At 40.8% G+C, this 12491-nt stretch carries 11 protein-coding genes; all 11 read right to left on the minus strand.

The genetic code is table 11. The features are described 5' to 3' along the window. Nucleotides 1-33: 33 nt before the first annotated feature. The 11 genes from CSV76_RS02670 to icd all read right to left on the minus strand — a co-directional run bounded on the left by CSV76_RS02670 (nucleotide 34) and on the right by icd (nucleotide 12491). Nucleotides 34-1056, minus strand: coding sequence for a glyceraldehyde-3-phosphate dehydrogenase (locus CSV76_RS02670; RefSeq protein ID WP_085426534.1), 1023 nt, complete (start codon nucleotides 1054-1056; stop codon nucleotides 34-36). 129 nt (nucleotides 1057-1185) lie between these two features. Continuing rightward, entirely contained in the window at nucleotides 1186-1785 is a 600-nt protein-coding gene (coaE, locus tag CSV76_RS02675; protein WP_085426535.1) for a dephospho-CoA kinase, read from the minus strand. A gap of 12 nt (nucleotides 1786-1797) precedes the next feature. Beyond that, nucleotides 1798-2670: a bifunctional DNA-formamidopyrimidine glycosylase/DNA-(apurinic or apyrimidinic site) lyase gene (gene mutM / locus CSV76_RS02680; protein WP_085426536.1), complete on the minus strand. Its 873-nt coding sequence runs from the start codon at nucleotides 2668-2670 to the stop codon at nucleotides 1798-1800. A 10-nt stretch (nucleotides 2671-2680) separates the two neighbouring features. Next, on the minus strand, nucleotides 2681-5305 hold the full coding sequence (polA, locus tag CSV76_RS02685) for a DNA polymerase I (protein WP_099624672.1): 2625 nt from the start codon (nucleotides 5303-5305) through the stop codon (nucleotides 2681-2683). Between the two features lie 98 nt (nucleotides 5306-5403). After that, nucleotides 5404-6429 (minus strand): protease modulator HflC, encoded by a 1026-nt coding sequence (gene hflC / locus CSV76_RS02690; RefSeq protein ID WP_099624673.1) that lies wholly within the window; start codon nucleotides 6427-6429, stop codon nucleotides 5404-5406. Continuing rightward, nucleotides 6426-7403, minus strand: a complete 978-nt coding sequence (gene hflK, locus CSV76_RS02695) for an FtsH protease activity modulator HflK (RefSeq protein WP_085426539.1) — start codon at nucleotides 7401-7403, stop codon at nucleotides 6426-6428. Before hflK ends, hflC begins: the two co-directional genes overlap by 4 nt. A 69-nt stretch (nucleotides 7404-7472) precedes the next feature. Continuing rightward, entirely contained in the window at nucleotides 7473-8888 is a 1416-nt protein-coding gene (pnpS, locus tag CSV76_RS02700; protein ID WP_099624674.1) for a two-component system histidine kinase PnpS, read from the minus strand. Beyond that, on the minus strand, nucleotides 8889-9590 hold the full coding sequence (locus CSV76_RS02705) for a response regulator transcription factor (protein ID WP_085426541.1): 702 nt from the start codon (nucleotides 9588-9590) through the stop codon (nucleotides 8889-8891). Then, nucleotides 9580-10065: a MaoC/PaaZ C-terminal domain-containing protein gene (locus CSV76_RS02710; protein WP_099624675.1), complete on the minus strand. Its 486-nt coding sequence runs from the start codon at nucleotides 10063-10065 to the stop codon at nucleotides 9580-9582. The genes CSV76_RS02705 and CSV76_RS02710 overlap by 11 nt, the downstream gene beginning before the upstream one ends. Nucleotides 10066-10214: 149 nt before the next feature. Continuing rightward, a complete protein-coding gene (mdh, locus tag CSV76_RS02715) occupies nucleotides 10215-11153 on the minus strand; it encodes a malate dehydrogenase (protein ID WP_099624676.1) in 939 nt (312 codons plus the stop codon). 69 nt (nucleotides 11154-11222) lie between these two features. Further along, the gene (icd, locus tag CSV76_RS02720; RefSeq protein ID WP_085426544.1) at nucleotides 11223-12491 is read right to left on the minus strand and encodes an NADP-dependent isocitrate dehydrogenase; all 1269 of its coding nucleotides are present in this window, start codon (nucleotides 12489-12491) and stop codon (nucleotides 11223-11225) included.

Raw genomic sequence — 12491 nt, forward strand, 5'->3', positions numbered from 1 at the left:
TCTCGTAAGATGAAGTGCCAATTCATTCATTAATTAAGAAGTTACTTTGTCCGTTAATGCAGCAGCGACTTTTTTCGCCAATTGCACAACACGAGCTGAATAACCCCACTCATTGTCATACCAAGCAAGTACTTTGATTTTACGATCGCCCATAACCATGGTAGAAAGTCCATCAAGTGTTGCAGATTCTGTTGTCGTATTGAAGTCGATCGAGACAAGTGGTTCAGTAGTAAAGCGAAGAATGCCTTTCATCGAGCCTTCTGCTGCTTTACGGAACGCATTGTTTACTTCTTCAACCGTCACATCTTTCTCAACGTCTACTACTAAATCCACTAACGAAACGTTCGGTGTTGGGATACGTAGTGCCAAGCCGTGGATCTTCCCTTGAAGCTCAGGTAGTACGAGCGACAAAGCTTTTGCAGCGCCTGTTGATGTTGGAATGATAGACTCACCACAAGAACGAGCACGACGTAAATCTTTATGAGGATTGTCTAGGTTCTTCTGATCATTTGTATACGCATGTACAGTTGTCATGAGGCCGTTTACGATACCAAATTCATCATTCAATACTTTTGCGACCGGCGCCAAACAGTTTGTTGTACAACTTGCGTTTGAAATTACACTATGTTTTTCAACATCTAATTTGTCGTCATTCACTCCGAGAACGATTGTTACATCTTCATTTTTACCTGGAGCCGTTAAAATTACTTTCTTCGCTCCTGATTCCAAATGAAGTGCAGCTTTTTCGCGTGAGTTGAATACACCTGTTGATTCGATCACGATATCTACACCAAGTTCTTTCCAAGGCAATTTCGAAGGGTCGCGCTCAGTAATCAGTTGTACACGTTTACCGTCAACAACGATTGCGTTTTCTTCCGCTATAATCTCACCATCGAACACGCCATGTGTTGAGTCATATTTTAAAAGATGTGCAATAGTTTCTGCTGGATATGTAGCATTTACCGCAACTAGATTCACATCATCTTCCTTAATAATTTGACGGAATACCATTCGTCCAATACGGCCGAGTCCATTAATAGCAATTTTTGTAGTCATGAAAGGGATCCTCCTGCATATATGTTATATGTTATACTTTATATCTTTAATCGTTCATTAGTATAACACATATTATCGTTATGCCAACACTATTGCATCATAAATCTACAATTTAATTTCCCAACGTAATTATTTGGCTACAGCTTGCCATTTTTCTAGGATGTTTTCCAACTGTTTTTGAGTTTCTTCCACCGTATCGTTGTTATGAATAACCGCATCCGCACCTTGTTCTTTGATGCTCATATCCAATTGGGAGGCAATTCTAGCATCTGCCTCCGCTTCCGTTAGTTCATTGCGCGCGATCAGTCTCTGCTTTTGAATTTCCTTCGTGACAGAAACAACGATAATTCTTTCTACATAGTCATGGAGTTTGCTTTCAAAAAGTAATGGAATGTCCATGATGACAGTTTGATAGCCTTGGTTTACATAGTCTTCCTTTTGTTTGACCATTTGGCTTCTAATTGCAGGATGCATCAATTCATTTAACTGTTGCCTTTTTGTTTCATCACCGAAAACAATTGCTCCGAGCTGTTCACGATTTAGCGTTCCATCTTCTCGCAACACATCTGCACCGAATGTTTGCTGGATCTTATCTAGCAATGGGCTGCCTGGTTCTACAACTTCTCTCGCAATGACATCCGCATCCACAATCGGGTATCCTTTTTCACGCAACATATTGGCCACGGTACTTTTTCCGCTCGCTATACTTCCTGTTAATCCAATTATCATATTCATCGCTCCTTATTTCTGGCAAGATGGGCAATAGACAGACGTTCTGCCCGCAATCTGTTTACTTTTTGTCGGTGTGTCACATTCCAAGCACGTTTTTTTCCCATACATATGCAGCCGATTTTGCATCGTACCTGCGTTGCCATTAACTGAACGGTAATCGGATATCGTACTGCCGCCTGCATCAATACTTTCTTGCAAAACTCGTACGATTTCTTCGAATAATAATATTTTGCGCTTTCTGCTAATCCTTTCGGCAGAACGAGCAGGATGAATTTTCATATGGAATAATGCTTCTGTAGCGTAAATATTACCGCATCCTGAGATCACTTTCCCATCCATAATTACTTCTTTGATCGGTTTTCTTTTATACTTCGGAGTTTCTGCCATCGATAAAAAATGTTCCAGTGCTTCATCAGAAAAAGGTTCTGGTGCCATCTCTAACAAAGGAGGAAAATCTTCTTCCGTCTGCAAAAGGCGCATTTCACCGAATCTTCGTATATCTGAGTAGACTAGTAAACCGCCATCTTCCATTTCTAAAAAGACATGCGCATGTTTGCGAAATTTCTCTTCTGTAATTTCATCAGGAGAATTTACGACAAACCAAGCGCCCGTCATGCCAAGATGGCTGACGAGCAAGTATGGTTGATTTTCTTTCATTAAATGAAAATAAATATATTTACTGCGACGCACAATTTTCTCGATCTGCATATTTTCCATACCGTGAAGAAAGTCGTCTACAGATTTCCCTTTAATAATCGTTTCTTTTCCAGCTGTTTTAGAAGTGACGACGGTATCCGATACAGATAGTTGCTTCACCGTCCGTCCTTCCACGAGTGGCGCAAGATCTCGCACCACTCCTTCTACTTCCGGTAGTTCTGGCATGTATATCCACTCACTTTGTTTCGTACCAAGACTTGCCATAATTCCAATCGACTTTCAATGGAACGTCAAGTTGGATTGTTTGTTCCATGACTTCCGGTACGATTTCTTTTAATTTTTCCAGTTCGTCCAAAGGTGCTTCAAAGATTAATTCATCATGCACTTGAAGGAGCATTCGTGCTTGCATATTTTCTTTTTCGAGTCTGGCATCCATATCGATCATTGCTTGCTTAATGATGTCTGCTGCAGTCCCTTGAATCGGCGTGTTCATCGCTGTACGTTCAGCAAAGCCACGCAAGTTGAAATTGGAACTTGTAATATCCGGCAAATACCGTCTGCGTTTCAAAAGTGTCGTTACATAGCCTTTTAGCTTGGCATCCGTAATACTGTCATCCATGTATTGCTTGACGCCTGGGAAGCTCGCCAAATACGTATCGATAAATTCCCCTGCTTCTTTACGAGTAATATTTAAACTTTGTGATAATCCATAATCACTGATTCCATAGACAATACCAAAGTTGACGGCTTTTGCTGCGCGACGCATATTGCTATCGACTTCTTCTTGCTTGACACCAAAAACATCCATTGCGGTTTTCGTATGAATATCCGCACCTTGCCGGAATGCTTCAATCAATTTTTCATCTTGCGAAATATGTGCAAGTACACGCAATTCAATTTGTGAATAGTCGGCCGCAAACATAATCCATTCTGTTTCTGATGGAATGAATGCCGCACGTATTTTACGTCCTTCTTCTAAACGGATCGGGATGTTCTGCAAGTTCGGATTGATCGAGCTCAATCTCCCCGTCTGTGTTAAAGCCTGTTGGAAACGTGTGTGGATCTTTCCGTCTTCATGGATCTCTTTCGTTAGTCCTTCAATATATGTTGAATTTAATTTACCAAGCTGTCGATATAATAAAATATGTTGAATGATTTCATGTTCACTTTCAAGCTTCTCTAGCACATCCGCAGCTGTTGAGTAACCTGTCTTTGTTTTCTTGATCGGAGTTAAACCGATTTTCTCAAACAGAATAACGCCCAGCTGTTTAGGCGAGTTGATATTGAATTTCTCACCAGCCATTTCGTAAATCGTCTTCTCAATGACTGCGAGACGTTCCGATAGCTGTTCTCCGATCGTTGCTAGCACATCCACATCCGTTTTCACACCGGTTACTTCCATTTTACCTAGGATCTTTGCCAAAGGTAGTTCCAAGTCATGGAACAAGTCTTGCTGTTCATTGTCTTCTAACTGTTTTGTGACGATTGGGAACAGTTCCCACACTGCATGTGCTTTTCGCGCGGTATGGATGGCAAGTTGTTCAGATGCCGGTACAGTCCGTTTAGCACCTTTGCCATAGACTGCTTCATCGCTTTCTACACCATGGTAGCCAAATGAACGTGCGATTTCAGAGACTTCATTCGTTGAAAATGAAGGATTGACGATGTACGCCGCCAGCATGAGATCGAATTCTGCACCGTTTAGTTCCATGCCAAGTCGTGCAATCGCTGCATAGGCTGATTTAGAATCCGAAACGTATTTACGAGTAGCATGATCAGAGATCCAGTTCTTAAAGAGATCAGAGGATGTAGCTAATTCTATAGAAAGAAAGTACGTATCTGTTTCATTCGATAGTCCAATACCTAAAATATCTTCGGATAAATAATTATCCCCATCTATTTCGACATGTAGAGACATCGTATCCGTCAGCATCGCTGAAGTAATTTCTTCTACAGTGTGAACGGCAATTTCTTCTAGTGGTTGAACTTCGATAGGTGCATCCATCTTTTCAAGTAATGATTTAAATTGTAACTCTTTATAAAGCTGGATAACTTCTTCTTCATTACGACCCGCATAGTCCAAATCGTTCAATGACACCGTAATCGGCGCATGTACTTCAATCGTCGCAAGTTCTTTACTCATGAATGCTTGATCTTTATTATTCACAAGATTTTCTTTCATTTTCTTTGCGGTGATTTGATCAATCGATTCATAGACATTTTCGACGGAACCGTATTCCTTCAATAATTTCAATGCCGTCTTTTCACCAATTCCAGGCACGCCGGGGATATTATCAGATGCATCGCCCATCAAACCTTTCATATCGATGATTTGTAACGGTGCAATTCCGTATTTTTCTTCGATATGCGCTGGTGTGTATTTTTCGAGATCGGTAATACCTTTTCTTGTAATACATACTGTCGTCTGATCATTCGCAAGTTGTGTTAAGTCTTTATCACCTGAGATGATGACAACTTCTGCTTCAGCATCACTGCACTCCCTGCTCAATGTACCGATAATGTCGTCCGCTTCATACAAGTCAAGTTCATACTGTGTAATTCCGAATGCTTCAATGAGTTTACGAATGTACGGGAATTGTTCCGATAACTCTGGTGGGGTTTTTTGACGTCCACCTTTATATTCCGTATACGTACTGTGGCGGAATGTCGTTTTCCCTGCATCCCACGCCACAATCACATGCGTCGGTTCTTCATTGGCTAAGATAGTCTCCAACATCATCGTAAAACCGTATACCGCATTTGTATGAACACCTTTTTCATTCGTTAATAAAGGTAAAGCAAAAAATGCACGGTATGCTAAGCTGTTTCCATCCAATAAGACGACTTTCTGTTTTGTCAAAATTCATCCCACTCCTTCATGTTCGTCACTATAAAAAAACGTCATTTTCATTTAGTTTACCACGTTTGGCAACTCTAATGAAAATGACGCACTTATGATTACTCCATATTGCCTGTTAATAGCTTGGCATACGGTGAATCTGCCGGAAGAATGATCATCGTTTCATCATTCACGACTTTTGTATAAGACTGAAGTGTTCTATACAGTTTATAAAACTCAGGATCTTTTGCATACGCGTTGTTATAGATTTTTGCAGCTTCTGCTTCACCTTGCGCCGTTACAATTGCTGCTTCTTTTTTTGCTTTTGCTAGCATTTCTTGCACTTCACGATCTGTTTCTGCTTCAATCTTCTGCTTCTCTGCATCCCCTTCTGAGAGGTATGATTGAGCAGTCGAATCACGTTCTGAAATCATCCGTGTATAGATCGATTGTTCGTTTTCTTCCGGTAAGTCGATGCGCTTCATACGGACATCCACTACTTTGATTCCGTAGTTGCCATCATCCAAGAATTTATTTACTTTTGCTGTGACATCATCATTTAAACTTCCGCGAGAAGAATCTTCGTCATTGACAACATTGACGTAATCTAGACGTCCCATTTCATTTCGTACAACAGAGTAAATAAACTCTTCCATTCTCGCTTCCGCATTGACGATATTACGTGCGTTCGAAATCATTTTTGCTGGATCTGTAATATGCCATATTGCATAATTATCAATGATGATCCGCTTCTTATCTTTTGTATTGATTTCAGCTTCTGACACGTTAGAAGTCATACGGTTTTTCGGCAATGTACTAACACTTTGAATGAACGGTATTTTCATATTCATACCAGGTTTTTCGATAATTCGTGTAATCTCACCAAACTGACGGACGACACGGTACTCATTCTCTTTTACGATAAATAAGTTGGATAACAGAATAACAAGAATCGCAAAAGCTACTGTTAGCGAGATAATGAGTTTCGTATACTTTTTCATATCAAATGCTTTTTTCGGTCGCATCTGTGTAACTTTAGGATCTGATTCCGGTCCTGGCTTCTGTGCACTTCTTTTTTGATCAGTTTCCCCCATCTTCTTGAGGGCATCTTCTATCTTTTTGAAAGGGTTTTGTTCGTTACTCATGAAGCTTTCCCTCCTTTTTCAGCTGACGTATCCTTTTCTTCAGTAACCGGCGGCTGATCTTTTTGCAATTGCTGGAGTGGTAAATACTTCATCGTTTCTCCGCTATCATTCATAATATAAAGATTCGCTTTAGGAAGAACTTGCTCCAATGTCTCTAGAATCAGACGCTCACGTGTGATGTCTTTACTTTTTGCATATTCATTATACAAATCGGTGAATACCGCTACATCACCACGTGCTTGTTCAATACGCGCAGTCTTTTTCCCTTGTGCTTGTGATTTGATCGCATCACGTTCACCAATTGCTTCTTTCGTTCTCTGGTTTTCATATTTCTTCGCTTCGTTAATTTTTGTATTCTTCGTTTCACGCGCATCCGTTACAGCGGTAAATGCCGCACGTACTTCTGCGTTCGGTAATTCAACGTCTTGCAATTTCACGCCTTGTACTGCGACACCGATATCATATTTCTCTACTAAACTAGTCAATAAATCACGTGTCTTCGCTTCAATTTCAGCTTTTCCGTCCGTTAACGCGGCATCGATTGTGGAACTACCGATAACAGAACGAATAGAAGCAGATGCTGCATCTCTTAAGATTTCAATAGGATCTTCTGCATTGAATAAATACTTCTTCGGATCCACAATACGCCATTGTACTGTTAGATCGGTCAGAACGATATATTCATCACCTGTAATCATCTTCGTTTCCTTATCTACGATTTCACCCGATTTATCTTGCTTGTAACCGAAATGGATACTATACGTTTCCTTGGATAAAATCTCTGTTTTTTGAATCGGCCACGGCAATTTGAAATGTAGACCTGAGTCCGTTACAGGTGCACCCGCTTGTCCAAATGAAATGACGACAGCTTGTTCAGACTCGTCAACTGTGTACCATGTAGTAAAGACGATCAACAAAAGTAATAATCCAGTGATAAACAAACCGATTGTCACTAGGATCCTTTTTGTGCTCATATCTGTTCCCCCTTTTCTATGTATAACTACTGTACGGAACAGTAGTCAAATAAGTTTCAACTTTCTTTACTACAGTTGTTCATGGATAGGCAAGTGTATGCGGAAAACCGTGCCGACACCGACTTCACTTTCTACTGTGACGATTCCATGATGTGCTTCCACTATGTGTTTAACAATCGCCAGACCTAGCCCTGTCCCGCCTGACTCTCTACTTCTAGCGCGATCTACACGATAAAAACGTTCAAATAAACGTGGTAATTCTGATGGCATGATACCTATTCCTTGATCGCGAACCGTAATTTCCACGTACTCCTCCACTTCTTCCACCAAAACTGTCACTATCGTTTCTTCTTGTGAATAGGCAATCGCATTATTTAATAAATTCACCATCACTTGTACTAAACGATCATGATCGGCAGGAATCATTACTTGTTGCGGAATATGCAAATCGATACGCATATCTTTTTCCTGAACTTTTGCTTGTACAATTTTGATGGATTGCTGAACAACGTCAACCAAATCGACAGGTTTTCGTGTAATTTCAAAACTGCCTCGTTCCATGCTGGACAAGCGCAATAAATCCTCGATCAATAATTGCAAACGATTACTTTCTTTATACATGATCTCCAGGAATTCACGTTTGATAACAGGATCTTCTACCGCTCCGTCTAGCAACATTTCTGAAAAGCCTTTAATAGACGTAACAGGTGTTTTGAGTTCATGAGAGACATTAGCCACAAAATCTTTGCGCACTTGCTCAAGTCGAACTAGCTCTGTAATATCATGCATAATAATCACAATTCCGAGCCAGTTACCATTCTCACCAATTACAGGAGCTCCATATACTTCTAAATGACAAATACCTTCCTCAAGCAATACTTTCGATTGGAATGTACGCACTTCTTCCGTCAAGAAAATCTTTTCGATTTCAATTTCAATGTCTGAAGATAATCCAATATCTTTAAATGTTTTCCCCATCAGTTCTTCACCGTCACGATGAAAAGTTTCTTCAAACACGCGATTGACTAAGTTCACTGCGCCATGTCTGCCGAACATCAGGAGACTACTGCCAATGCTACTAACCAATGTTTTTAAGCGCTCCTGCTCCATTGCACGAAGCGCAAAGTTGCCTTGTAGTTTCTGTGCGACTGTATTGATTGAATTCGTCAGTTGGTAGTTCATCTCACTGTCTTCATTATTTGCTCTTGCCAAGTAATTCCCCTGCGCCAACTGATGCGCAACACCCATGAAGTGGTCAATCGGTTGAACATACTGTTGAATAATCTTCGCCAACACGAACATCATGACTATAAACACTAGGACGAGCGTGAACAGTAAGTAGACCCAATACGTTTGTTGTATGCCCGCATCCACATTTTCTCCGAATAAATGAAAAAATTGTCCTAAGATAATTCCTAGCACAATTAACAGAATGGATAAAATGACCGCGGAAGCCGTTAAGAGTTTTGTATAATAGTTCTTCATCTAGTTTTGCTCCCCGAACTTGTAGCCAACGCCTCTCATTGTTTTGATATAGCGCGGCTTTCTCGTATTTTCTTCGATTTTATCGCGCAGATGACTAACATGTACGTCGACAATTCGTGTATCTCCCGCAAAGTCATAATTCCAGACAGCTTGAAGTAGCTGATCTCGAGTGAATACGCGATGTGGATTCTTCATAAAATAAACGAGCAACTCAAATTCTTTCGGCGTGAACTCGAGTAGTTGGTTATCTAAATAGACTTCCATGCGTTCAGGATAGACTGTCAATTGACCCGCTATCAATTTCTTTTCCACTGTATTCTTACGTTCTCCTGTTCGCCTCAAAACTGCACGTACTCTAGCTGCCACTTCACGGGGACTGAAAGGTTTAGTCATATAATCATCGGCGCCCATTTCAAGTCCAATGATTTTATCCATTTCTTCTCCTTTGGCGGTTAACATAATGATGGGTGTTTCAATGTCTTGTTTTCTCAACATACGGCAGACTTCTAAACCGTCTATTTTGGGCAACATTAAATCCAAAATAATCAAATCGGGGTGTTCATCCAACACTTTTTCTATCGCTTCTTCTCCATCATTCGCAAGTACCGTTACGAAGTTTGCTTGTTGCAATGTAAATTCAATCAGCTTTTGAATGGATTGCTCATCTTCTACAATCAAAATCTTTTGTTGTTTAGTTTCCATCCGCAAGTTCCTGTGTCTGGCTTTGTTTAGAAGGAAGCTTTTGTGGGGCGATGACCACTATTTCTCCACTCATTACTCGCTCACCTTCTTGATCCGTTGCATCCACTTGAATCGTTACTTGGTTCATTGCAACGTCAAGCTTCGTAACTTCTAGGACGAATTCTACAATAGCATAGTGGTAGACCGGTTTAGGGAAATGCAATTGTTGGTTAATAATATGTGCACCTGGTCCCGGCATGTGTTTGGAAATAGCCGCCGTAACAATCCCGGTCAACATGATAGGCGGTACAATCGGCTGTCCATATATCGTCTCCGCTGCATAATCATGCTGTAAATAGAGCGGATTCGCATCGTTAGTCAATCCTAGATACAGCATTAAATCTTTATCCTCGATCTTTTCGGTCAAATGTAGCCTCTCACCTAGTTCTAACTCCGTTATATCTTTTCCTATAGCCTTACGTTTGCTTTTCAACAAATAATCTCCTCCTCTATTTCTTCAATCTTCAATGAAAAAGCTGAAAATTACTTCAATAAGTAAATTATAACAATCCGTTCTTCAAAAATCGAGTTAACACGAAAAAAGATCGAACAGCCAAATAGCCGTTCGATCTTCAACCTATACGCTTACACTAGAACACTCATTACAGTACGTACAGAATCAGCAGACTTTTGAAGTCCAATCTTCTCATCGTCAGTTAATTCAAGTTCTATGATTCTTTCAATACCGCCTGCACCTAGAACAGTCGGTACGCCTAGATAAATGCCATTCATGCCATATTCGCCTTCTAAGAATGCGATAGATGGCAATACACGTTTTTGATCTTTCAAAATAGCTTCTGTCATTTCAACTAACGCAGCGGCTGGCGCATAATACGCAGACCCATTGCCTAACAAGTTGACGATTTCAGCTCCACCTTTACGTGTACGTTTCACAATTTCTTCTAAGCGACCAGCTGAGATCAAGTTTTCTAATGGTACACCACCAGCAGTAGAATAACGTACTAGAGGTACCATATCGTCTCCGTGCCCACCCAATACGAAGCCCGTCACGTCTTTTACCGACAGGTTTAATTCCTGCGCGACAAACGTACGGAAACGAGCCGTATCAAGTACACCCGATTGACCGATTACACGTTCTTTAGGGAATCCTGATTCTTTGTAGACTGTATACGTCATAGCATCAACCGGATTCGTCAAGACGATGATTTTCGTGTCAGGAGAATACTTCACAATTTCAGCTGTTACGGATTTCATTACTTTTTGATTTGTCTGTACTAAGTCGTCACGGCTCATTCCAGGTTTACGCGCAATACCTGCAGTAATTACCACTACATCAGAGTCTTTCGTATCTTCGTAATTGGATGTACCAATGATGTTGGCATCAAACCCTTGAACCGGACCAGCTTCCAACATGTCCAATGCTTTGCCTTTCGTAGGATTTTCCATAGCTGGAATATCTACGATGACGACATCACATAATTCTTTTTGAGCTAAAAGGAATGCAGTTGTTGCTCCAGTAAAACCAGATCCGATAACCGATACTTTTTTACGCTTCAATGACATGCAAAACTCTCCTTTGTCAGAACAATATAGTAGAAAGAGGAGGATTTTCATCCCCCTCTCGTTTACTTCTTATAGGTTTTTGATTAATTCGTCAGCGAATCCAGAAGTGCTTACTTCTTCTGCATTGTCCATTAGACGTGCGAAGTCGTATGTCACTACTTTAGATGCGATAGACTTTTCGATAGAAGCAGTGATTAGATCAGCTGCTTCAGTCCAGCCAAGGTGTTGAAGCATCATAGTGCCTGATAGCAATAGGGATGAAGGGTTAACTTTATCCAGTCCTGCATATTTAGGTGCTGTACCATGAGTCGCTTCAAAGATTGCATGACCTGTTTCGTAGTTAATGTTCGCTCCCGGAGCAATTCCGATTCCGCCTACTTGTGCAGCAAGAGCATCAGAAATATAGTCTCCGTTCAAGTTCATTGTAGCTACTACGTCGAACTCTTTAGGACGAGTAAGGATTTGTTGCAAGAAGATATCAGCAATTGCATCTTTAACGATGATTTTGCCAGCAGCTTCTGCATCAGATTGTGCTTTGTTCGCAGCATCTGTTCCTTCTGCGTCTTTAATGCGGTCATATTGCTTCCAAGTGAATACTTTGTCGCCGAACTCTTCTTCAGCTAACTCGTAAGCCCAGCTTGCGAATGCGCCTTCTGTGAACTTCATAATGTTACCTTTGTGTACAATTGTTAGAGACTTGCGTCCTTCTTCAATTGTATAGTTCATTGCAGCACGTACTAAACGCTTCGTACCTTCTTCAGAAATTGGTTTGATACCAAGACCAGAAGTTTCAGGGAAACGAATATTTTTAACACCTAATTCAGTTTGAAGGAAGTTAACTAATTTTTTCGCTTCGTCAGAACCTTTTTGGTACTCGATCCCAGCATAGATATCTTCAGTATTTTCACGGAAAATAACCATGTCACAATCCTCAGGACGTTTCACGGGTGAAGGTACTCCTTCGAAATAACGAACCGGACGCAAGCAAGTGTAAAGATCTAGTTCTTGACGTAGTGCTACGTTCAATGAACGGAATCCTCCACCGATCGGCGTAGTAAGTGGCCCTTTAATCGCAATTAGATATTCTTCAATTGTGTCAAGAGTTTCTTTTGGAAGCCAGTCACCAGTTTCGTTGAATGCCTTTTCTCCTGCAAGAACTTCTAACCAATTAATCTTCTTTTTTCCGTCATAAGCTTTTTCAACAGCTGCTTCGATTACGCGTGAAGCTGCATGCCAAATATCCGGACCTGTGCCATCGCCTATAATGAAAGGAATCGTTGCGTGATCTGGGACGTTTAAAACACCGTTAGTTACTGTAATCTTTCCATCATTAGCCAT

The sequence above is a fragment of the Sporosarcina sp. P17b genome (genome assembly GCF_002743115.1).
GTDB classification, from domain to species: Bacteria; Bacillota; Bacilli; order Bacillales_A; family Planococcaceae; genus Sporosarcina; species Sporosarcina ureae_C.